The sequence below is a fragment of the Phenylobacterium sp. T106 genome (assembly GCF_057219735.1).
In genome coordinates this window covers 600,035-620,233 of the sequence record NZ_JBXVWA010000001.1, presented here as the reverse complement: position 1 = coordinate 620,233, position 20,199 = coordinate 600,035, and the positions used below count along the sequence as shown (strand labels likewise).

21 protein-coding genes are annotated in these 20,199 nt (G+C 71.5%); 11 read left to right on the top strand and 10 right to left on the bottom strand.

Annotated elements, in window-relative coordinates:
* The first annotated feature begins 321 nt into the window (after positions 1-321).
* Positions 322-2,202 (top strand): phosphoenolpyruvate carboxykinase (GTP), encoded by a 1,881-nt coding sequence (locus AC2D8W_RS03080; RefSeq protein ID WP_484670272.1) that lies wholly within the window; start codon positions 322-324, stop codon positions 2,200-2,202.
* Between the two features lie 545 nt (positions 2,203-2,747).
* Here the strand turns inward: AC2D8W_RS03080 and AC2D8W_RS03075 are convergent.
* The 3 genes from AC2D8W_RS03075 to AC2D8W_RS03065 all read right to left on the bottom strand — a co-directional run bounded on the left by AC2D8W_RS03075 (position 2,748) and on the right by AC2D8W_RS03065 (position 6,590).
* The gene (locus AC2D8W_RS03075) at positions 2,748-4,679 is read right to left on the bottom strand and encodes a polysaccharide biosynthesis protein (RefSeq protein WP_484670271.1); all 1,932 of its coding nucleotides are present in this window, start codon (positions 4,677-4,679) and stop codon (positions 2,748-2,750) included.
* A gap of 235 nt (positions 4,680-4,914) precedes the next feature.
* Entirely contained in the window at positions 4,915-5,619 is a 705-nt protein-coding gene (locus AC2D8W_RS03070) for a TorF family putative porin (RefSeq protein WP_484670270.1), read from the bottom strand.
* Positions 5,620-5,789: 170 nt separating this feature from the next.
* Complete coding sequence (locus AC2D8W_RS03065) at positions 5,790-6,590, bottom strand: SDR family NAD(P)-dependent oxidoreductase (protein WP_484670269.1); 801 nt, start codon at positions 6,588-6,590, stop codon at positions 5,790-5,792.
* A 52-nt stretch (positions 6,591-6,642) separates the two neighbouring features.
* Here AC2D8W_RS03065 and queF point away from each other — a divergent pair, with 52 nt between their 5' ends.
* Positions 6,643-7,098 carry a preQ(1) synthase gene (gene queF / locus AC2D8W_RS03060; protein ID WP_484670268.1) on the top strand — a complete coding sequence of 152 codons (456 nt, stop codon included), beginning with the start codon at positions 6,643-6,645 and terminating at the stop codon, positions 7,096-7,098.
* 13 nt (positions 7,099-7,111) lie between these two features.
* Here queF and AC2D8W_RS03055 read toward each other — a convergent pair whose 3' ends face one another.
* Positions 7,112-8,998 (bottom strand): sensor histidine kinase, encoded by a 1,887-nt coding sequence (locus AC2D8W_RS03055; protein WP_484670267.1) that lies wholly within the window; start codon positions 8,996-8,998, stop codon positions 7,112-7,114.
* A complete protein-coding gene (locus AC2D8W_RS03050) occupies positions 8,995-9,663 on the bottom strand; it encodes a response regulator (protein ID WP_293483309.1) in 669 nt (222 codons plus the stop codon). Before AC2D8W_RS03050 ends, AC2D8W_RS03055 begins: the two co-directional genes overlap by 4 nt.
* A gap of 160 nt (positions 9,664-9,823) precedes the next feature.
* Between AC2D8W_RS03050 and AC2D8W_RS03045 the strand changes: the two genes are divergently transcribed.
* A complete protein-coding gene (locus tag AC2D8W_RS03045) occupies positions 9,824-10,468 on the top strand; it encodes a PEPxxWA-CTERM sorting domain-containing protein (protein ID WP_484670266.1) in 645 nt (214 codons plus the stop codon).
* A gap of 325 nt (positions 10,469-10,793) precedes the next feature.
* Here the strand turns inward: AC2D8W_RS03045 and AC2D8W_RS03040 are convergent, their stop codons facing one another.
* Positions 10,794-11,408 carry a nitroreductase family protein gene (locus tag AC2D8W_RS03040; protein ID WP_484670265.1) on the bottom strand — a complete coding sequence of 205 codons (615 nt, stop codon included), beginning with the start codon at positions 11,406-11,408 and terminating at the stop codon, positions 10,794-10,796.
* A gap of 81 nt (positions 11,409-11,489) precedes the next feature.
* Between AC2D8W_RS03040 and AC2D8W_RS03035 the strand changes: the two genes are divergently transcribed.
* The 3 genes from AC2D8W_RS03035 (at position 11,490) to AC2D8W_RS03025 (ending at position 13,258) form a co-directional block, all read left to right on the top strand.
* A complete protein-coding gene (locus AC2D8W_RS03035) occupies positions 11,490-12,104 on the top strand; it encodes an NUDIX domain-containing protein (protein WP_484670264.1) in 615 nt (204 codons plus the stop codon).
* Positions 12,105-12,132: 28 nt separating this feature from the next.
* Entirely contained in the window at positions 12,133-12,960 is an 828-nt protein-coding gene (cysE, locus tag AC2D8W_RS03030; protein ID WP_484670263.1) for a serine O-acetyltransferase, read from the top strand.
* A gap of 91 nt (positions 12,961-13,051) precedes the next feature.
* Positions 13,052-13,258: a DUF3126 family protein gene (locus AC2D8W_RS03025; protein ID WP_293483298.1), complete on the top strand. Its 207-nt coding sequence runs from the start codon at positions 13,052-13,054 to the stop codon at positions 13,256-13,258.
* Positions 13,259-13,271: 13 nt separating this feature from the next.
* Here the strand turns inward: AC2D8W_RS03025 and AC2D8W_RS03020 are convergent, their stop codons facing one another.
* Complete coding sequence (locus tag AC2D8W_RS03020) at positions 13,272-14,021, bottom strand: SDR family oxidoreductase (RefSeq protein WP_484670262.1); 750 nt, start codon at positions 14,019-14,021, stop codon at positions 13,272-13,274.
* A 67-nt stretch (positions 14,022-14,088) separates the two neighbouring features.
* Here AC2D8W_RS03020 and AC2D8W_RS03015 point away from each other — a divergent pair, with 67 nt between their 5' ends.
* On the top strand, positions 14,089-14,685 hold the full coding sequence (locus tag AC2D8W_RS03015) for a Crp/Fnr family transcriptional regulator (RefSeq protein WP_484670261.1): 597 nt from the start codon (positions 14,089-14,091) through the stop codon (positions 14,683-14,685).
* Between the two features lie 33 nt (positions 14,686-14,718).
* On the opposite strand, the gene AC2D8W_RS03010 is transcribed toward AC2D8W_RS03015, so the two are convergent.
* The gene (locus AC2D8W_RS03010; protein ID WP_484670260.1) at positions 14,719-15,270 is read right to left on the bottom strand and encodes an SOS response-associated peptidase; all 552 of its coding nucleotides are present in this window, start codon (positions 15,268-15,270) and stop codon (positions 14,719-14,721) included.
* A gap of 47 nt (positions 15,271-15,317) precedes the next feature.
* Entirely contained in the window at positions 15,318-15,965 is a 648-nt protein-coding gene (locus tag AC2D8W_RS03005) for a helix-turn-helix domain-containing protein (RefSeq protein WP_484670259.1), read from the bottom strand.
* Positions 15,966-16,025: 60 nt separating this feature from the next.
* On the opposite strand from AC2D8W_RS03005, the gene AC2D8W_RS03000 reads away from it, so the two are divergent.
* Genes AC2D8W_RS03000 through AC2D8W_RS02990 form a run of 3 tightly spaced genes read left to right on the top strand, consistent with a single transcriptional unit; the run spans position 16,026 to position 17,022 of the window.
* A complete protein-coding gene (locus AC2D8W_RS03000; protein WP_484670258.1) occupies positions 16,026-16,259 on the top strand; it encodes a hypothetical protein in 234 nt (77 codons plus the stop codon).
* Positions 16,256-16,453, top strand: a complete 198-nt coding sequence (locus tag AC2D8W_RS02995; protein ID WP_293483291.1) for a hypothetical protein — start codon at positions 16,256-16,258, stop codon at positions 16,451-16,453. The genes AC2D8W_RS03000 and AC2D8W_RS02995 overlap by 4 nt, the downstream gene beginning before the upstream one ends.
* The gene (locus AC2D8W_RS02990; protein WP_484670257.1) at positions 16,453-17,022 is read left to right on the top strand and encodes a hypothetical protein; all 570 of its coding nucleotides are present in this window, start codon (positions 16,453-16,455) and stop codon (positions 17,020-17,022) included. The genes AC2D8W_RS02995 and AC2D8W_RS02990 overlap by 1 nt, the downstream gene beginning before the upstream one ends.
* Here the strand turns inward: AC2D8W_RS02990 and AC2D8W_RS02985 are convergent.
* Positions 17,019-17,690, bottom strand: a complete 672-nt coding sequence (locus tag AC2D8W_RS02985) for an alpha/beta hydrolase family protein (protein WP_484670256.1) — start codon at positions 17,688-17,690, stop codon at positions 17,019-17,021. The two genes, AC2D8W_RS02990 and AC2D8W_RS02985, sit on opposite strands and share 4 nt — an antisense overlap.
* Positions 17,691-17,736: 46 nt before the next feature.
* On the opposite strand from AC2D8W_RS02985, the gene ligD reads away from it, so the two are divergent.
* Positions 17,737-20,196, top strand: coding sequence for a DNA ligase D (ligD, locus tag AC2D8W_RS02980; RefSeq protein WP_484670255.1), 2,460 nt, complete (start codon positions 17,737-17,739; stop codon positions 20,194-20,196).
* The last annotated feature ends 3 nt before the right edge of the window (positions 20,197-20,199 follow it).

Genomic DNA, 20,199 nt, shown 5'->3' with positions numbered 1-20,199 from the left:
GTCTAGCCTTCGACGTCACTTAGGTTCGCGGCGCCTCGATGGGCACGCCGCGCTTGGGGAGCGGCGTCATGGCGTGCGGGTCGCGGGGGAGCGGCCCGCACGTCCAGCCCCCGGATTCCCGCAGCCGATTCGCCGATGGCCCCTGGTCTGCCGCAACGGCATGCCTGGAACATGAGCCAAGCGGGCGCCATTTCCGTATTCTATCCACACGATAGCGCGAGCTTCGCCGGTGACGGATTGGCCCGCGGTATGCAGACGGGGTTACAGCCTCTATGAGGATCGCTCGCGGTAAGGGGGCGCTGGGGACGCCCCTGTGCCAAAATGGGTTCGAGGAGTAGCAGATCTATGAGCCTTAGGACCGTGCCGGGACTCGAACCCGCGCCGACCAAACATGCCAAGCTTGTGCAATGGGTGCGTGAGATCGCCGACCTGGCGGAACCGGACCGCGTCGTCTGGTGCGACGGGTCGGAGGAAGAGTGGAACCGCCTGACCGCCGAGCTGGTGGCCGCGGGGACGCTGAAGCCCCTCAACCCGGCCAAGCGGCCGAACTCCTTCTACGCCGCCTCGGATCCTCGCGACGTGGCGCGCGTCGAGAGCCGCACGTTCATCTGCTCGGAGAAGCCGGAGGACGCCGGCCCGACCAACAACTGGCTCGACCCCAGCGAGATGCGCTCGGACCTGAAGGACCTCTTCAGGGGCGTGATGCGCGGCCGCACGATGTACGTCGTGCCCTTCTGCATGGGCCCGCTCGGCTCGCGGATCAGCCAGATCGGCGTCGAGATCACGGATTCCGCCTACGTGGCGGTCTCGATGCGGATCATGACGCGGATGGGCAAGGGCGCCCTCGACATGCTGGGCGACGACGGCTTCTTCGTCCCCTGCGTGCACACGGTGGGCATGCCGCTGGTCGACGGCGTCAAGGACGTCGCGTGGCCCTGCAACGAGGTGAAGTACATCGTCCACTTCCCCGAGACGCGGGAGATCTGGTCGTACGGCTCGGGCTACGGCGGCAACGCGCTGCTGGGCAAGAAGTGCTTCGCGCTGCGCATCGCCTCGGTGATGGCGCGCGACGAAGGCTGGTTCGCCGAGCACATGCTGATCCTGAAGCTGACGTCGCCCGAGGGCGCGGTGAAGTACATCGCCGCGGCCTTCCCGAGCGCCTGCGGCAAGACCAACATGGCCATGCTGCAGCCCACGCTGAAGGGCTGGAAGGCCGAGACGATCGGCGACGACATCTGCTGGATGCGCTTCGGCGAGGATGGCCGCCTGTACGCGATCAACCCGGAGGCCGGGTTCTTCGGCGTCGCGCCCGGCACGGGCGAGGTCACCAACAAGAACGCCGTGGACGCCCTGTGGGGCAACGCCATCTTCACCAACGTGGCGCTGACCGACGACGGCGACGTCTGGTGGGAAGGCCTCACCGACACCCCGCCCGCGCATCTCATCGACTGGAAGGGGCGCGACTGGACCCCGGACAGCGACGAGCCCGCCGCGCACCCGAACGCGCGCTTCACGGTTCCGGCCGCGCAATGCCCGGTGGCCGCGCCCGAGTGGGAAGACCCCGCGGGCGTGCCGATTTCCGCGATCCTGTTCGGCGGGCGCCGCGCGTCGGCCGTTCCGCTGGTCACCGAGGCGCTGGACTGGCGCCACGGGGTGTTCATGGCCTCGAACGTGGCCTCGGAAGGCACGGCGGCCGCCGAGAACGCCATCGGCGAACTGCGCCGCGACCCGTTCGCGATGCTGCCGTTCTGCGGCTACAACATGGGCGACTACTTCGCCCACTGGCTGAAGATGGGCGAGACCGCGCCCGACGCCGGGAAGCTGCCGCGGATCTTCTTCGTCAACTGGTTCCGCAAGGACGAGCGGGGCAAGTTCGTGTGGCCCGGCTACGGGGACAACAGCCGCGTCCTGAAGTGGATCGTCGAGCGGCTCGACGGCAAGGCGGAAGCGGTGAAGACGCCCATCGGCCTCGTGCCGGCCAAGGCCAGCCTGGACACGTCCGGCCTCAGCCTGACGGATGCGCAACTCGACCTGCTGCTGACAGTCGATCCCGCGATCTGGCGTCAGGAGGCGGCGCTGATCCCGGCGTTCTACGAGCGCTTCGGCGAGGCGACGCCCAAGGCGTTGTGGGACGAGTACGAGGCGCTGGTCTCGCGACTGGAAGCCGCCAAGGCGCCTGAACGGGTCGTCGCGGCCGAGTAGCCGCGGGCGCGACGCCGACTCCCCGCCTCCCCTGCAAGGGGGTGCTGCACAGCAGGGTTGAGCGGTGTTGAACGCCGCGGGCAGCCCCCCACCACCGCCTTCGGCGGTCCCCCTCCCCCTGCGGGGGAGGACCTGGGGAAATGCTGCACCGACCGGATCCTGGCCGTCGCCCTGGTCCTCCCCTGCGCAGCAGGGTGGAGGGGTCTTGAGCGCCAGCCGGAGACCCCCTCCACCGCTTCGGCGCGGATCACGTCCGGAGCAGGCTCTCCCCCTGTGAAGTCGCCGGGCGTGAGGGGCGGTGGAGCCGTCCGCCTTCAACCGCAGAGATCGCGGAGGAGCGCGGAGGCCGCGGAGATCTCTGCGCTCTCTGCGCGCGTCTCTGCGTCCTCTGCGGTTCGATCGAGCGCCTGCGGCGGCAGCCCTGCCGGGCGGTCCCCCTCTTCCGCTTTGCGGGAGAGGCAGGTGCGGCGGCGCGAAGGCCATCGGCCATATGTGAAAGCCCTGACCTCAGGGGGAACGCCCTGGTCCGCCGCGGCCGCGTGTGGTCAGCCGCCCTTGATGACGCGGAGGCTGGGCGGCGCCGCGGGCGCCTCGCCGCGCACCTGGGCGACCAGGTCGAACAGCGCGCGCCGCACGGCCTCGGTGTCGCCGTCGCGGGCGACCTGGGCCAGATCCTCCAGGTGGCCGGGCGTCATGCGCACGGCTGAGCCGGAGATCACCTCCAGGACCTTCGAGGCGGCGGGGAGGGAGGTCTCGGTCTCGTCCAGCAGGGCTTCCGTGAGCTTCTCGCCCGGACGCAGCCCCGTGATCTCGATCTCCACGTCCTTGCGTCCGGAGAGGGCGATCATCTGCCGGGCCAGGTCGAGGATCGACACCGCGTCGCCCATCTCGAGCAGGAAGAGCCGCGAGTCCCGGCGATCGTCCTCGTGGCACGCCGCGGTCGCGTGCAGCACCAGCTGGGCGGCCTCCGGGATGGTCATGAAGAAGCGCGTCATCTCCGGATGGGTCACGGTCACCGGACCGCCGCGCTCGATCTGCGACTTGAAGATCGGCACCACCGAGCCCGAGGATCCCAGGACATTGCCGAAGCGGACCGCGGAGAAGCGCGTGCCGCCGTCGTTGGTGGTCTGCTGGGCCTGGATGACCGCTTCGGCGAGCCGCTTGGTGGCGCCCATGACGTTCGTGGGGTCGACGGCCTTGTCGGTCGAGATCAGCACCATCTGGCCGGCCCCGGCGGCCTTGGCGGCCTCGCACACGTTCCAGGTGCCGACGACGTTGGTGAGCAGGCCCTCGGCGGGATGCCGCTCGACCATGGACACGTGCTTGAGCGCCGCGGCGTGGAAGACGAGGTGCGGCCGCTCCTGGACGAACACGTTGGCCAGGCGCTTGGCGTGGCGCACGTCGCAGAGGACGGCCTTGGTGGAAATGTGCGGATAGGTCTCGCGCATCTCGCGCTCGATCTCGAAGAGGGCCGTCTCCGAGAAGTCGAGCACCGTGAGGTGGCCGCAGCCGAAGCTGGCCACCTGGCGGCAGAGCTCCGCGCCGATGGATCCGCCGGCGCCGGTCACGAGAACGCGGCGGCCCTGGATCAGGCGGCCGATGGCGCCCCGGTCGAGCTCGATGGGGTCGCGCGCCAGCAACTCCTCGATGTTGATGTCGCGCACCGGCAGGAGGGTCAGCCCCTCGTGGTGGCTCAGCTCAACGATCGAGGGCAGCCGCAGCAGGCGGATGCCGTCGGTCTTGAGGCGGCCCAGCACATCGGCGGTGAGGCCCTTGAGCTTGGCCGGCTCCTCCAGGAACAGGATCGCGCGCGGGTAGCGGTTCCAGCGCCGCAGGTCGGCCAGCGCCGCGTCGAGGCGATCGATGGCTTCCAGGATGCAGACCCCGCGCACCTGTGCGCCCACGTCGCGGCGATCCGTGCCGATGATGCCGACCGGCGTGTAGGCGCGGTCGTTGCTGCGGGCGACGTCCCGCAGATAGGTGTCCGCAAGCGACGGCGGACCGATCAGCAGCAGGGACGGGGCCTGGGCGAGGCGGTCGGTGGCGGTCTTGAGCGGGGAGAAGCTCTCGAGGGCGTGCTCGTGCAGCGCGCGGCGCAGGATCCGCACGCCCATGGCGCTGACCATCTGGAACAGGGGCGCCATCACCAGCGTCGAGCGCGGCAGCCCTTCGGCGCGGTCGAGGACGAAGCAGGCGAGCAGGAAGACGCCCACGGTGAGCACCGCGCTGCGCGTGAGCACCAGCGCGTCCGGGATGGACACGTAGCGCCACGGCGATAGCTCGCGCCGGAACGCGAGGCTGAAGACGCCGGCGATGGCCGCATAGAGGGCGGCGAGCTGGAAGAAGGACATGGCGCCCGCCTGACCGAAGCCCAGCTCGGGCTGCGTCGGCGCGACGAAGAAGGCGACGGAAAAGGCGACAGCCGCGAGCAGCATGTCGAAGACGACGGTCTGGGCCCGAACGGTCATGCGCTCCATGCGCCGAACTCCGCTGACGTCCTGTCGATTCCCGACCATAGGGCGGTGCAGGCGGTCCGTCAGTCAAAACAAGCCGTGGAAGCGCCAGGGCGCCGGCCCGCTCGGCCAGCGCGGCCCGCCAGGGCGGCGGAACCTAGGCATTGCCGCCTCCGTAGGCAACCTGGAACGGCCTCGCCGCATACGAAAGAGCCGCCGCGGTCAGGCGGCGGCTCCCCTGCGCGAATCGCGCGAGCGGTCACCAGACGAGCTTGATCGCCCCGACCACCCGGGAGTCGCCGTAGCCGAGCGGGTCGGCGGCGTTGGAGGCGTCCGTGTCGAAGTAGCGGACGTCGAAGCCCACGTTGTCGGTCAGCGCGAAGCCGACGCCCACGTTCCAGGTGGTGTAATCGAGGCCGCCGTCCTGCTCCTGACGGCCGATGGCGCCGCTCACCGAGAACTTGGTCTCCGGGATCGTCACCGCCGCGTTGGCCTCGTAGTAGAACGCGTCGTCCGCGGCGCCGAAGAAGTTCGGCGAATAGTAGGTCGCCACGCCCAGGGTCGCCGGGCCGGCCGGCACCGAGGCGGCGGCCTTGAATTCCCAGTAGTCGTAGTTCGACGCGCCCTTGTCGATGTAGCCGTAGTAGATCACGCCCAGGTCGAAGGTGACCGCGCCGACGGTGGGCTTCACGCCCGCGTAGATGTCGAACTCGGCGTCCGTGGAGTCCAGGAAGTCCACGTTGGACACCCACACGCCGGCGTATCCGATGCCCAGGGTGGCGTCGACGCCGCCGAACACCTGCGGATCCTCGTCGGTCTGGCTGAAGCCGCGGAACACGTAGTCGGTCGACGCGCCGATGTTGAACGAGAAGGACGGGCCGGAGCTCTCCTCCTGGGCGGCGGCGGCGCCGGCGAAGCAAAGCGAGGCGGCGGCTGCCGCCAGCGCGAGTTTGAGCGTTCTCATTTGTCTATCCCCTCTTGATGCATCCGGCCGTGACCGGCAAGCCGCGCCATGGTCGGCGGCGAACGCCTCAGATCAACGCGGGGGGCCCGGTCCAGCGAAGCCACGAGTCCGCTGACGAACGATTAATCAGGCTGAGCGCGCGGCGCCTGAAAAATGGGCGCCGGGGCCGATCAGCGGGCCACGAGGGGCGCGAATCCCAGGTGCGAGCCGGCGTCCACGAGGAGCGTCTCGCCGGTGACGTGCCGCGAGTGCGGCGAGGCCAGGAAGACCGCGGAGACGGCGATGTCCTCGGCGGTGGAGGCGGCCTTCAGCGGGGTGCCCGCCGCGGCGTTCTCGCGGACGCGAGCGGCGGCCGCTTCGCCGACGCCCTTGCCGAACCAGGGGGTGTCGATGAAGCCGGGGCAGACGGCGTTGACGCGGATCTTGGGCGCCAGCGCGCGGGCCAGCGACAGGGTCATGGTGTTGAGCGCGCCCTTGGAGGCCGCGTAGGGCACCGACGAGCCGATGCCGGTGACGCCGGCGATGGAGGCGGTCATCACCACCGCGCCCGGGCGCTCGCCGGCCTCCAGCAGCGCGCGGCAGGCGCGGACCATCTGGTAGGGCCCGATGACGTTGACGCCGTAGAGCTTCAGGAAGTCGTCGGCGGAGACGCCGTCGAGGTTCGCGTGATTGTTGAAGGTCGTGGTGCCGGCGTTGTTGAACAGCGCGTCGACGCGGCCGTAGGGCTCGGCGGCCGCGGCGATGCGGCGGCAGTCATCGTCGTTCGCCACGTCGCCCTGGACCAGCACGGTCTCGGCGCCGTGAGCCTGGCACTGGCGGGCGGTCTCCTCGGCGTCGTCCCGGTTGCGCGCGTAGTTGATGATCACCGCCTTGGCGCCGCGGGAGGCGACCTCGACGGCGACGGCGCGGCCGAGCCCGGTGGACGCGCCCGTGACCACCACCACGAAGTCGTGAAAATCACCCTGGGCCATCGCGCGTCCTCCCGTTGTTGTTTGGGGCCGTGCTAGCCGGTAAAGCCCGCGCATGGAAGAGACCCATCTCACGCAGCTCGGGCGGGAGGCGCGGGGGTTCGAGAGCCCCGAGGCGGCGGTCCTCGAGCGCGTGCCCAATCCGCATGCCGGGACGACCTATCTGGTGCGCTTCACGGCGCCGGAGTTCACGTCGCTCTGCCCGGTGACGGGGCAGCCGGACTTCGCGCACCTGGTGATCGACTACGTTCCGGGCGACTGGCTGGTGGAGTCGAAGTCGCTGAAGCTCTACCTGGGGTCGTTCCGCAACCATGGGGCGTTCCACGAGGACTGCACGGTCGCGATCGGCCAGCGGCTGGTGCGCGAGCTGTCGCCGCAGTGGCTGAGGATCGGGGGGTACTGGTACCCGCGCGGCGGCATCCCGATCGACGTGTTCTGGCAGACCGGCCCGGCGCCCGAGGGGCTGTGGCTCCCGGACCAGGGCGTCGCGCCCTACCGCGGCCGCGGGTAAGGCCCGGGGCGGCTCAGGCGCGGCGGCGATCCACGGGCAGCCAGACCTCCACCGTCGTCCCACGTCCCGGCGCGCTGGCGCAGGCGAAGGCGGCGCCGATCGTCTCGGCGCGCGCGGCCATGGTCCTCAGCCCCTTGCCCGACCCCGGCTCGCCGTCGCGGGCGAAGCCCCTGCCGTTGTCGGTGATCGCGACGCGGACGCCCGGACGGCCCTCGCGCGTCTCGGGCGCGCAGGCGAAGACGAGCACCTTGGCGGCCGAGTGGGTTAGCGCATTGGCCACCGCCTCCTGGATCAGCCGCAGGAACTGCAGGGCGTTCGCCGAATCCAGCCACCCGATCGGAGGGCAATCGCCAACATCCCAGCGCACGACGAGGCCCGCGCGCCCGAGGTCGGGCTCCCAGCGGTGGCGCAGGTTCCCGAGCAGGGCGAGGACGTCGCCGCCCAGCGGGTCCAGGGAATCCACGGTGAGCTTCAGGTCGGCCACGGCCCGGCGCAGCAGGTCTATCGTCTCGGCAGGATGCTTCTGCTTCCGCGCCACCGCGAGGGCGGTCACAAGACTGGAGCCGATGCCGTCGTGCACCTCGCGCATCAGGCGCTCGCGTTCGCTTTCCAGGGCGCGCTCCACCTCGAGCCGGCGGCGGGCCGCCTCGCTGGCGGCCAGGTCGGCCCGCGCCGCGGCGATGCGGCCCTCCAGCGAGGCGTTGAGCGACTCGACTGTGCGGACGGCCGAGACGAAGCGGCGGCCGACGACGAAGAAAAACGCGGCCAGGATGGCGAAGGCGTTGTAGGGCTGGAGATAGAAGCCGGCGCCGTCCCACCAGAGCAGGTGGTCCTGCCGCCCCAGGTCGTGCACGCCCACGGCGAGCGTCGCCGCCATGATCGTGAGGAGCAGGACGCGCGCGAAGGCGTCGCCCCGCCAGGGCGCCCGCACGAGCACGCCGATGCTGACGGCCCCGGTGGCCAGGACGATGGCGGTGCAGATCCGCCCCTCGTGCCCCAGGGCGGTGAGGACGACGGACGCGATGGCGTTGGCGGTCCCCAGGGCGAACCACAGCACGTTCCAGCGCTCGCGGTGCGGGACCTTGAAATACTCGCCGACGAACCCGAAGCCGAGCGGCGTCAGGAAGAAGATCATCGTCTGCGAGAGCAGGCCGAAGAGCAGCGGGTCGAAGGGCGCCCGCTCGAAGAAGAACACCGTGCCGCGAATGAAGTAGGCGATGCCGAGCGCGGCCAGCCAGGCGAGCTCGGGCTCCTGGCGCCGGCGTGACAGCCACAGGAGAAAGGTGACGGCGGTGAGCGCGAGGACGATGTAGTTGGCGATCTCGGCGCCCTTGACCCGCCAAAGGGTCTGGCGCGCGTGGATCGGCCGCAGCTCGGCCAAGGGCGCCAGGCGGATGTCGCCCACCACCAGGAACCAGTCCAGCGCCGAGTCGACCCGCAGGAGCAGCTCGTTCGGGCCCGCCCGCAGCGCCTGGGCCGGCAGCGGCACGAGGACCGGGCGGTTCCAGCCGATGACGCGGTCGTCCTTGCCCGCGTAGGTGCGATAGACTTCGACGCCGTTCAGGTAGGCGACGTAGCGCTCGGCGATGTCCTCGGTGTAGAGCGCGTGCGGGCCGGCCCCCAGCTGGTCCATATCGAACCGCGCCCGCACCCACACCGTGATCCTGTGGTGCTTCTGCGCGCGGGCCTCCTCCTCGAGCGAGAGCTGGGGCAGGGGACGCCGCGTCCAGCCCGACGCCGGCGGAGTGTCGCTCTCGGAGACGGCGAACTCGGCCTCGCGCACCACGAGGCCGTCCTCGGCCCGGGCCGCCGCCGCCGCCGCCGCCGCGCCGAGCGTCAACGCCAGCAGGCAGCCCAGCCAGAGCCTGAGCGGCCATGGGAACCGCCCGGCGATGGTCAATCCAGGATTCCCTGGCTGGACGCCTCGAACACAGCCTCCGCGCGCGAGTTCACCTCGAGCTTCACGTAGATGCTCTTCACGTGCGTGCCCACGGTGTTGACCGACAGGCCCAGCAGCTCGGCGCATTCCTTCTTGGAGAAGCCGCGGGCGAGCATGTTCAGGACGTCGCGCTCGCGGTCGGTCAGCGTGGCGTCGCCGGCCTGCGGCTCGGGGCGGATGTGGCGCAGGACCTGGCGGGCGATCGCGGGGCTGATGGGCGATCCGCCGCGGCGCACGTCGCGGATGGCGGCGACGCAGGCCTCGGGCTCCATGTCCTTCAGGAGATAGCCGCGGGCGCCGGCCCGGATGCAGTCGATCACCCGTCTCTGCTCGGCGAACATGGTGACCACCATGACGTCCGCGCCCGGATGGCGAAGGGCGCTGCCGCGGATGAGCGCGATGCCGTCCCCGTCCGGCAGCCCGAGGTCGCACAGCAGGACGTCGTAGCCGCCCGCGGCGACAAGGGCTTCGCCCTCGGCGGCCGTGGAGGCGGTCGCGACGACCCGAAGGCCCTCGGCCGGCGCGATGACGCCCGCGAGCCAGGCCGCCATCGCGGGGTCGTCCTCGACGATGGCGATGCGGATCGCTGCGCCGCCCGGCGGCGTCCCGGCTTCCTGTCGCTCCAAAAGGGCCCCCCCTGAAGGCGCAGGGGCGATGATGAACGAAGGCGCCGGCGGCGTCGACGACGTGTCCATCACCCAAACAGGTGAAGCGCGGCCGCTGCGGCCCGGGCTAGCCAGCGAGTCCCGGTTCGCCCCGGGGCCGCTCGAAGATGGGGGTTGTTCCATGTCCAGGTCACTCGCGCCGCTGGCCGCCGCCGCGCTGCTCGCCCTTCACGCGGCGCCCGCCGCCGCCGACGTCATCGTCGACACCGGCGAGGTGGAGTTCCCATTCGCCGTCTGGGCGATCGGAGAGTTCGGTGACGACCACATCGGGCTCGCCGCGGCGTTCACCGTGTCGCAAACCACCCGGATCACCGACTTCGAGAGCTTCTTCGGGCTCAATGCGCAGCCGCAGACGGTCCACATGGGGATCGCCAACAGCCTCGGGGCGGTTCCCGGCAGCGAGATCTTCTCGGCGCAGGTCCACATCGCGGCCGAGCAGGGCGGCGACTTCTACGACTGGCACGGGGTGCACGGCGCGAACGTGGTGCTGGGCCCCGGCGAATACTGGATCACCTTCGAAGTCCGCGAGGACGACACGTTCGAGAGCGGTCTTGCCTTCTACGCGCCGAACCCGACCCTGAAGGAGGCCAGCCACCGGCGCTCGACGGGGAACTGGGGCGTTTCCAACGACCTCGACTTCTCGCTGCGGGTCTTTGGCGACCCGGTTGGGGCCGTGCCCGAGCCCTCGGCCTGGGCCCTGATGATCGCCGGGTTCGGCGCGACCGGCGCGGCGATGCGTCGTCGGCGACGCTACGGGCCGGCCTGAGGCGCCCGGGCGATCCGAGCCGGCAGATGATCCTGGGCCCGCACTGAATTGCCGAGGCGCCGCGAACGACGTCGGCAGAGTCCAAGACCGAGTCTTCCGAAGCAAAGCTTGAGTATGTGCGGCTTGGGAACTGTCGGTGCGCGTGTTCACCGTGCCGGGCGCCAGTTGATCGGCGTGCGGCAGATCGACGGCGGCTGTTGCAAACGCGGGCCAGAAGCCTAGAATTGACTTTGCCCAACTCTCCTCGGGCGTGTCACCTCAGGCCGGGCGGCGCGGTGCGTCGTCCGGCCGTCGTGTTTCTCGGGCCATCGTGTTTCGTGAGCCGTCAGGGCGCCCAATGCGTCACGAGGGGGTCGAGCGCGGCCCGCTCGCGTTCGAGAGGCGGCTCGCGGGGCGTCCCCAACAGGATGACGCCGGCGATGCGTTCGCCGGCCCGCACGCCGAAGACCGCCGCGGCCTCGGGGTCGTAGCTGTACCAGTCGGTGATCCAGTTGGCGCCGTAGCCCATGGCGAGCGCGCCATAGAGCAGGTTCGCGCAGACCGCTCCGGCCGAGAGCACCTGTTCCCACTCGGGGATCGCCGCCACCGCGCGCGGCGAGGAGACGACCACCACCGCCAGGGGCGGGACCGCGAGCTTGCCCAGCTTCGTGACGAGGGCGGCGTCGCCCCGCGCCTCGGCGACCACGGCCAGCCGGGCGACCAGGGCCGCCTTGGCGTCCGCCGACACAACGATGAAGCGCCAGGGCGAGAGCTTGCCGTGGTCGGGAACCCGCGCGGCGAGGCGCAGCAGGTCGGCGAGTTCCTCGCCCGACGGGGCCGGCTCGACGAGGGTGAGCGCCGACGTGGAGCGGCGCAGCGCCAGGAAACGGAGCGCCTCGGGCGACGGCTGGAGCGGCAGGGCGGCGCCGAACTGCGGCGGCGCGGGGAGCTTCGAGGGCAAGGGACCGGTCCGGCGCTTGAGGTGAGGGAGGAGGCTCTTTATGGGGACGGCCGAGCCGGCGGCAAGCCAAGGGACAGTTCGATGGGCGAAAAGCCGGCCTGGCTGCGGCCGCACGGGACGCCATGGGTGCGCGGACCCGAACGCGTGGTCTACGACAACCCCTGGATCCGCGTGACCGAGTACGCCGCCACGGCGCCGACCGGCGCGCCGGCCGTGTACGGCCTGGTCGGCTACAAGAACCTGGCGATCGCGGTCCTTCCGCTGTTCGAGGACGGAACCACGGTGCTGGTGGGGCAGCACCGCTTCCCGGCCATGGACTACAGCTGGGAGATCCCGGAAGGCGGCGGGCCCCTGGCCGACGATCCGCTCGCGAGCGCGCAGCGCGAACTGGCCGAGGAGACCGGTCTCGCGGCCACGGACTGGCAGGTGATCCTGACCGCGCAGCTCTCGAACTCGGTCAGTGACGAGCGGGCGATCGGATACCTCGCGACGGGCCTGCACGCGGCCGGCGACAAGCGGCACGCCGACGACACCGAGGCGTTGGAGCAGGTGCGCGTCCCGTTCCGCGAAGCGTTCGACGCCGCCATGGCCGGCGATTTGCAGGACATGTTGACGGTGGCGATGCTGCTGAAGGCCCACCATATGGCTCGTGAAGGGCTTCTGGCGCCGGCTTTGGCCGCCGCTATGTTAGGGTAGGGAGAACCCAATGGGTCGAGAGGACGCCATGAGCCAGCGCCTTGAGGTCGTCGATGTCACCGCCCCGCCCCCGGTGTGGGCGGCGCTACGCAACGAGGCCTACGCCGCCGCCAAGTCCGAGGCGGCGCTCGCCAGCCTGCTGGCGGCCGTCATCCTGAACCACGATACGCTGGGCGACGCGCTGAGCTACCAGCTCGCGCGCAAGCTGGGCGACCAGGAGCTGCGGGCCATGAGCCTGCGCGACACCATCGAGGAAGCCTACGAGTCGCAGCCCGACATCGTGGCGACCGCCGAACTGGACCTGAAGGCCGTGTTCGAGCGCGATCCCGCCTGCAAGGGCTACGTGCAGCCGTTCCTGTTCTTCAAGGGCTTCCTGGCCCTGCAGACCCAGCGGGTGGCGCACTGGCTGTACGGCGAGGGCCGCGAGACGCTGGCCTTCTACCTGCAGAGCCGCACGAGCGAGCTGTTCCAGGTGGACATCCACCCCGCCACGCGCATCGGCAAGGGCGTGTTCGTCGACCACGGCACCGGCATCGTCATCGGCGAAACGGCGGTGATCGGCGACGACGTCTCGATGCTGCAGGGCGTGACCCTGGGCGGCACGGGCGCCGAGCGCGGCGACCGACACCCGAAGATCGGCAAGGGCGTCCTGCTGGGCGCCGGCGCCAAGGTGCTGGGCAATATCCAGATCGGCGACTACGCCAAGGTGGCCTCGGGTTCGGTGGTGCTGAAGGACGTGCCGGCCGGCTGCACCGCGGCCGGCGTGCCGGCGCGGCTGGTGAACTGCCCGACCTGCGAGGAGCCGGCGCGGACCATGGATCACACCCTGCCGATCATCTCGGACTACTCGATCTGACGTCCGCGAGACCCGGGTTTCGCCGATCTTAGGTTTCGCCCGGACGAGGCATTCGCTAGAAGACCGCCCGGACTGGACCAGGAGCGTTGGCGTGGACGAGAAGACCATCCGCAGGATCGAAGGCCATCTGCGTGGCACCTTCGCCAACGCGCGGATCAACCTCGTGCCGCGTCCCAAGCAGAAGGACTCCGCCGAGGTCTACATTGGCGAGGAGTTCATCGGCGTCGTGTTCCAGGACGAGGACGAGGACGGCTCGTTCATGTTCGAGATGGCCATCCTGGCCGAGGACCTGCCGTAGGCCTGCCGGGGGATCAGTCGTCCCGCAGAAGCCGGTAGGCGAGGCCGGGCGCGAGACGCAGCAGCGGCGGCAGGGCCGCGGCCTTCCCGACGTAGATTTCGCGCCGGCCGGCCTTGAGGCCCCCGAGCATCTGAAGCGCGGCCGCATCCGGGCTGAGCTTTCCGGCGCCCCGCCCGCGCGTCATCTCGGTGTCGACCAGCGGCAGGACGGCTTCGGCCACGTGGACATGCGGCGCGGCGTCCTCGCACTGGTAGCGCAGCGCCCGGGTGAACGCCCGGACCCCGGCCTTGGTCGCGCAGTAGACGGGCGCCGACCGCTTCGGCGCCAGAGCAAGGCCGCTCGTCACGTTGACGATGGCGGCGCGGGGCCGGCTCGCGAGGTGCGGCAGCAGGCCGGCGCATAGGGCCACCACCGCCTCGAGGTTGATCGCCATCTCGGCGCGGAGGTCGCCGAGACGGGCGGCCGCCTCGCCATGGACGAAGTCGCTCATCACCTGCACGCCCGCATTGTTGATCACGACGGACAGTTCGGGGCTTCTCGAGGGCAGGGCCGCCACGGCCGCATCCACGTCCTCGCGGCGGCCGAGGTCGAGGGGCCAGGGCGTAAGCCGGCCCGCGGCGCCCCGGGCCGCCTCGGCCAGGCGATCGGCGTCCCGCGCCAGGGCGATGACATGGGCGCCCTCGGCCAGCAGGCGACGGGTCAAGGCGGCGCCCACGCCCCGCGTGGCCCCGGTGACGAGGACAGTGGCGTCGCGAAGGTCCATGGCGTGCTCCCCAAGATCGAAGATGCAAATGGCCACGGCGCGCGGGTTGCCCGATTATCCGCGGTTAATGCGCGACCGGCCTTCCGCTCTTTCGACGCGTCTTTCGACCATCGCCGGCGGGCCGCTGCCCGACGCGGAGGATCTCGACCGGAGGGTCGTCTCGCGCAGGTACAAGCCGGGCGAGCATCTGTTCCACCAGGGCGACGCCGACGGGCACGTCCGGCTGGTGATCTGCGGCCTGGTGAAGCTGGTCTACGAGGATGCGAAGGGGAGGGCCTTCACGAAGTCGATCGTGGAGGGCGGCGACATCTTCGCCAGCATGGCGGCGCTGGCGGGCGAGGCGGCGAGCTTCAGCGCGGTGGCCCTCACGGCGGCCGAGGTCGAGCAGGCGCCCTGGAGCGAACTGCAGCGGCAGGCGGCGCGCCACCACGCCTGGGAAACGGCGTCGCGCCGACTGTTCATGGACTATGCGCGGCGCAAGGAGATCCGCGAGTTCGAGTTCCTGACGCTCTCGGCCGCCGAGCGCTGGACGCGGCTGACCCGGGAGCGTCCGGCCCTGGTGCAGGCGGCGCCGCAGGCCGAGCTCGCCGCGCTGATCGGGGTCACGCCGGTGGGGCTGAGCCGGCTCAAGGCGCGACTGCGGCGGTGTGGCTTGGGGGACTGAGCGCGGGGTGACAGGCGAAAGGCCAAGCGCTCTTCAGCGGACCTGGGTCACCTTCAGGACGCCCGCGGGGAGGGGGGCGATGGGGGGCTGGGGCTGGGCGGTGTCGAGCCAGGCGGCCCAGTGCTGGCGCGGCAGGATGACGATCTGGCGGTCGTGGTAGGGCGCGATATCGGGGCCGGGCGGGCAGGTGAGCAGCGTGAAGCGGTCGTCGCGGATGAGGCCGGCGATGGCGAAGAAGCCCCCCTCGGCCGCGGTGAACAGCCACTTGGACTTGGGCGCCTTGGCGCCGGTGAACTCGAAGAAACCGTCCGCCGGGACCAGGCAGCGGCCCGAGCCGAAGGTGCGGCCCTCGGAGCGGAAGTTGATGACGGGGCCGCGGGGGCCCGGGAAGCCCCAGCGGAGCTGGGTGAGCCGGCCGCCGCCGCCGGGCCGGCCGGCCAGCAGGTAGGCCGGGTCCGTGGGCCGGATGGAGGCGCGGGGCTCGAGGTTCGGCGCGCCGCCCTCCCAGTCGATGGGGACGCTGAGCTGGCTGAAGGCCTCGAGCAGGTCCTGGAGCGAGTTCTCGAACCGGAATTCGTTGCACATGAAATATACGGACTCCGGTCGAAGCAGCTCTGTAGCTTAGATGCAGATCAGGCGGCGCCGCGGATGATCCGGCGGGCCTGGAACGGCGGGATGATCGCGGTGATGTGCGCGGCCCAGCGGAGTCGGGCGTCGCGGCGCATGGGGCCGGCGATGCTCTCGAGGTCGTAGAGGCCGGGCCGGGATCCGCGCAGCAGCCGCTTGACCAGCACCTCGTCGGTCTCGACCTCGACCACCACCACCTGGCCCAGCATGTCGGGGGTGGGCGCGGTGCGCTGGTCCTCGAAGTAGATGAGGGCGCCGTCGTCGGCGAGGCCGCGCATGGAGTGGCCGACGACGCGCAGCGCCCGCGCCCGCTCGGTCCCCCCGGGCGGGATCGGCGCGATCTCCGCCGGGTCCTGCCCGAGGGCGAAGAGGACCACGCCCTCGGGATTGGCGCCCACGTGCCCGATCACCGGGACGAACTCCGCCCCCGCCCCCGCGGGCGCGGCGGCGCCGGTCGCGTCGTAGAGCCATTCGGCCGTGACGCCGAACGCGGCCGCGTACGCCTTGGCCCGCCGGTAGGAGAAGGGCGCGTTGCCATTCTCGTTCGCCGCGTAGGTGTTGCGGCTCCAGCCGAAGGCGTCCGCCGCGGCGGCGGCGGTGTCGAACCCCCGCTCGATGCGGGCCTGCCTGAGGCGCTCGGCGCGTCCGTCCATGGCTGTAGATTACATGTCATCGTATTTGACTCAAGCCGATGTAGAATATATACAGAACACATGGTGAACACACATCAGGAAACGTACTCCGTGCTCCGCTGCGGCGGCGCGACCCAGGCGCGAGCTTGCGCCGAGACCGGCGTCAGATCCGGACGTGGATCGTGGCTGGAAGCCGGGTTCCAGGCCGGACTGGGCGTCGCCGACCGGCGCGCCATCCGGCCGCGGTTCGCAGGCCACGCCGAGCACGTGGCGGCCGTCCAGGCGGCCGGCGGCTATCCGGTGCTCGGCCGATGAGCCGGGATGGCGACGCCGCCACGCTGGTGGCCGGCGCCCTCGGCCGGCGCAAGCCCGGCGAGCGCGGGCAGTTCCTGCGCGAACTGCTGGCGCATACGGCGGCCGGGCTGGTGGTGATCGAGGGCGAGGCGGAGGCGTCGGAGGCGGTCTACCGGCTGGCCGACGCGGTTGTGGCGCGGGGACTGAAGCTGTGATGCGCAGGGCGAAGCTGAGACCGGAGGACGTCGCGCGCGAGCGGATGATCCGCCAGGAGCGCCAGCGCAAGGCGCAGGCGCACGCCGCCGCCGTGGAGGCGGGCGTCGCCGAGACCGTGGCGCTGTCGCGGGCGCGGGGGGAGGCGATCGCCGAGCCGACGGCGGGGCGGCGGGGCCAGCCTTACCGGCGGCAGAGCGGGCTGGACTGGCTGGCCGCGAAGGGCCGCATCGGCGCGGACCGTCTGGCGGCCGGGCAGCGCTACGGCGCGGCGTACCGGCGGGTGAAGCTGGAGAAGGCGATCCCCTCGACCCTGGACGTGCGCGTGCGCGGCGAGTTCGTCCCACCGGCGCTGGAGGACGTGCTGGCGCGGGGCGAGGGCACGGAGGCGGCGCGCCGGCGGCTGCTCGAGTTTCGCCGGCGGCTGTGGCGGCAGCCCGACCTGGTGGCCGCCTGCGACCTGATCTGCGGCGAGGAGAAGACCCCGCGCGAGGCGGCGGCCGGCGATCCGCGGGAGGCGGCGCGGCTGGAGGCGCTGCTGAAGGTGGCCCTGGACGTCCTGGCGGCCTAGGGCTGGCCGGTCATCCAGGCGGCGGCCCGGTCGAGCAGTTCGGCCATGACGTCGGCGTCCTTGCGGCCCGTGCGGGCCGGGACGTGGAAGCTGTGGTCCGCCGCCTCCGCGAGCACGAGCGTGGCGCGGGGGCCGAGGTCTTCGACGACGGGGCGCAGCAGGGCGAGGTCGGCCAGGGCGTCCGCCGAGCCCTGCAGGAAGAGCATGAGGACCTCGACGGCCTTCAGGTGATCGGCGCGGTCCACGCCCGGCTTTCCGGCCGGGTGCAGCGGAAAGGCGAAGAAGACCAGGCCGCGCACGTCGGCCAGCGGCGCGGCGGCCTGGGCCTGGGACGTCATGCGCGCGCCGAACGAGCGGCCGCCGGCGAAGAGCGGAAGGCCCTGCGCACGGCGGGCGGCCTCGACCGCGGCGGCGCGCACGGCGGCGTGGGCGACCCGCGGCGGGTCGGGACGCCGGCCGCCCTTCTCCATGTAGGGGAACTGGTAGCGCAGGGTGGCGACGCCGCGCGCCTCCAGGCCGTCGGCGACGACGGCCATGTGGCGATGGGTCATGCCGGCGCCCGCGCCGTGGGCGAGGCTGAGCACGGCCCGGGGCGAGGGGGGCGACTGCCAGAGGGCGGAGACGGCCTGGCCGTCAGGAAGGTCGAGGGCGAGCGGTTCGGCGGGCATGGCGCGACCATAGACGATCCCGCCACGCCCCGGCATGGTCGGCGCGATGGCCGATCGGCTCGACACCTACCGCGCCAAGCGGCGCTTCTCGGCGACGCCCGAGCCGGCGGGCGGGCCGGGCGGCGGGGCGTCGGACGCGCCCATGTTCGTCATCCAGAAGCACAAGGCCCGGCGGCTGCACTACGACCTGCGGCTTGAGATGGGCGGGGTGCTGAAGAGCTGGGCGGTGCCGGAGGGGCCCTGCCTGGACACCAAGGTCCGCCGCTTCGCCAAGCTGACCGAGGACCATCCCCTCGAGTACGGATCGTTCGAGGGCCGCATCCCGGAGGGCAACTACGGGGCGGGCAACGTCATCATTTGGGACCGCGGGACCTATGTGACGCTGAAGGACCCCGAGCAGGGGCTGGCCGACGGCGAGATCAAGTTCCGGCTGCTGGGCGAGAAGCTGTCGGGCGGCTGGACCCTGGTGCGGCTGAAGGGCGACGGGACCGACTGGCTGCTGATCAAGGAGCGGGACCCGTCGGCTCGCCCGATCGAGGACTACGACGTCCTTGTGGAGGCGCCGGACAGCGTGGTCAGCGGCCGGTCGGTGGACGAGCCCGAGCCGGCGCCGAAGCCGCGCAGGGCCGTGAGGAAGGCGGCCCCGGGCAGGATCGAGGGCTCGGTGGCGGCGCCCCTGCCGGCCAGGTGGAAGCCGCAGCTGGCGACGCCCGCGGACGCCGCGCCGAAGGGGCCGGGCTGGATCCACGAGATCAAGTACGACGGCTATCGCACCCTGGTGTTCGTGGACCGCGGCCAGGTGCGGATGATCACCCGCAACGGCGTGGACTGGACGCACCGCTACGCGGCGGTGGCCAAGGCGTTCGAACGGTTGCCGTGCCGGACGGCGATCCTGGACGGCGAACTGGTCGTGCAGGACCCGCGCGGCGTGGCGCGGCTGGACCTGCTGGAGCAGGCGCTCTCGGCGGGCGACAGCCACGCCATGACCTACTTCGCCTTCGACCTCGTGCACCTGGACGGCTACGACCTGTCGGGCGCGAAGCTGATCGATCGCAAGCGGGCGCTGGAGGGGCTGCTCGCGCCGGTGGCCGATCCCCGCTCGCAGATCCAGATCAGCGACCACTTCGAGGGCGAGGGCGACCAGCTGTTCGCCGAGGCCAGCCGCCTGGGCCTGGAGGGCATCGTCTCGAAGCGCGCGGACAGTCGCTACGTGCAGCAGCGGTCGGCCAACTGGCTGAAGGTGAAGCGGGTCGAGATCGACGAGTTCGTGGTCATCGGCTTCCTGTCGAACATGCCGAAGAACGCCTCGTCGCTGGTGCTGGCGGAGGAACGCGGCGGCGAGCTGGAGTACGCCTGCCGCGTGGGCTCTGGGATCGGGGAGGACCTGGCGCGGGAGATCTACCGGGCGCTGGAGCCGCACCTGCGGGCGAAGCCGGTCGTGCCGGTCCCGCCGACGCCGGGCGCCAGGTGGGTGGACCCGGCGTGGAAGGTGGAGGTGGGCTACCGCAGCCGCTCGCGGATCGGCGCGCCGCGGGCGCCGACGCTGATCTCCATCGCACCCTGGAAACCGCAGCCGGCGGCGCGGGCGGTGAAGCCCCGGCTGGTCAGCGACCGCGACCTGGCGGCGATCCACCTGACCAACCCGCAGCGCGCGTTCTCGGACACCGGCGTCACCAAGCTGGACGTGGCGATCTACTACGCCCGCGTGGGCGACTGGCTGCTGCCCGAGGTGCTGCGCCGGCCGGTGACGGTGATCCGCTGCCCGAGCGGGGACCTGAGCGAGCTGTTCTACCAGCGCCACGCGTTCAACGGCCTGCCGCCGGGCCTGGAGACGGTGGAGCTGTCGGACGAGGAGGGGCGCGCGGCCTTCATCGCCATCACCGAGCCCCGGGGGTACCTGGGCCTGACCCAGTTCGGCGCCGTGGAGTTCCACCTGTGGGGCTGCCGGATCGACGACCCCGAGCACCCGGACCGGATCGTGCTGGACCTGGACCCGGACGAGAGCCTGCCGTGGAGCCGGGTCTGCGACGGCGCGGAGGTGCTGCGCGACCGGCTGCAGGCGCTGGGGCTGACGCCCTTCCTGCGCACCACGGGCGGCAAGGGCCTGCACCTGGTGGTGGCGCTGAGGCCCGGGCGGCACGACTGGGCGACGGTGAAGGGCTTCTCCGAGGCGGTGGCGCGGGCGGCCGCGGCCGACAGCCCCAGCCTGTTCACGGCGGTCTCCGGCAAGGAGCGCCGCAAGGGCAAGATCTTCGTGGACTACATCCGCAACGCCCGCGGCGCGAGCGCGGTGGCCTCGTACTCGCTGCGCGCCCGGCCGGGCTTTCCGGTGGCCACGCCCATCGCCTGGGACGAGCTGCGGAAGTTGTCGGGAGGACACACCTTCGACCGTCTTTCAGTGGTCCGGCGCCTGGAGACCTTGGCCGCGGACCCGTGGGATGGTCTAGTATCGAGTAGTTCAGACCTTACGCCTAAGATGCTCCGCGACGTTGGGATGAAGAGGTAGGTT

What these genes read in the sequence shown, in the direction of transcription:
- AC2D8W_RS03080 (WP_484670272.1), top strand. Translation starts at nt 322, where the DNA reads ATGGGTTCGAGGAGTAGCAGATCTATGAGCCTTAGGACCGTGCCGGGA.
- AC2D8W_RS03075 (WP_484670271.1), bottom strand. Translation starts at nt 4,679, where the DNA reads ATGGAGCGCATGACCGTTCGGGCCCAGACCGTCGTCTTCGACATGCTG.
- AC2D8W_RS03070 (WP_484670270.1), bottom strand. Translation starts at nt 5,619, where the DNA reads ATGAGAACGCTCAAACTCGCGCTGGCGGCAGCCGCCGCCTCGCTTTGC.
- AC2D8W_RS03065 (WP_484670269.1), bottom strand. Translation starts at nt 6,590, where the DNA reads ATGGCCCAGGGTGATTTTCACGACTTCGTGGTGGTGGTCACGGGCGCG.
- queF (WP_484670268.1), top strand. Translation starts at nt 6,643, where the DNA reads ATGGAAGAGACCCATCTCACGCAGCTCGGGCGGGAGGCGCGGGGGTTC.
- AC2D8W_RS03045 (WP_484670266.1), top strand. Translation starts at nt 9,824, where the DNA reads ATGTCCAGGTCACTCGCGCCGCTGGCCGCCGCCGCGCTGCTCGCCCTT.
- AC2D8W_RS03035 (WP_484670264.1), top strand. Translation starts at nt 11,490, where the DNA reads ATGGGCGAAAAGCCGGCCTGGCTGCGGCCGCACGGGACGCCATGGGTG.
- cysE (WP_484670263.1), top strand. Translation starts at nt 12,133, where the DNA reads ATGAGCCAGCGCCTTGAGGTCGTCGATGTCACCGCCCCGCCCCCGGTG.
- AC2D8W_RS03020 (WP_484670262.1), bottom strand. Translation starts at nt 14,021, where the DNA reads ATGGACCTTCGCGACGCCACTGTCCTCGTCACCGGGGCCACGCGGGGC.
- AC2D8W_RS03015 (WP_484670261.1), top strand. Translation starts at nt 14,089, where the DNA reads ATGCGCGACCGGCCTTCCGCTCTTTCGACGCGTCTTTCGACCATCGCC.
- AC2D8W_RS03010 (WP_484670260.1), bottom strand. Translation starts at nt 15,270, where the DNA reads ATGTGCAACGAATTCCGGTTCGAGAACTCGCTCCAGGACCTGCTCGAG.
- AC2D8W_RS03005 (WP_484670259.1), bottom strand. Translation starts at nt 15,965, where the DNA reads ATGGACGGACGCGCCGAGCGCCTCAGGCAGGCCCGCATCGAGCGGGGG.
- AC2D8W_RS03000 (WP_484670258.1), top strand. Translation starts at nt 16,026, where the DNA reads ATGGTGAACACACATCAGGAAACGTACTCCGTGCTCCGCTGCGGCGGC.
- AC2D8W_RS02995 (WP_293483291.1), top strand. Translation starts at nt 16,256, where the DNA reads ATGAGCCGGGATGGCGACGCCGCCACGCTGGTGGCCGGCGCCCTCGGC.
- AC2D8W_RS02990 (WP_484670257.1), top strand. Translation starts at nt 16,453, where the DNA reads ATGCGCAGGGCGAAGCTGAGACCGGAGGACGTCGCGCGCGAGCGGATG.
- AC2D8W_RS02985 (WP_484670256.1), bottom strand. Translation starts at nt 17,690, where the DNA reads ATGCCCGCCGAACCGCTCGCCCTCGACCTTCCTGACGGCCAGGCCGTC.
- ligD (WP_484670255.1), top strand. Translation starts at nt 17,737, where the DNA reads ATGGCCGATCGGCTCGACACCTACCGCGCCAAGCGGCGCTTCTCGGCG.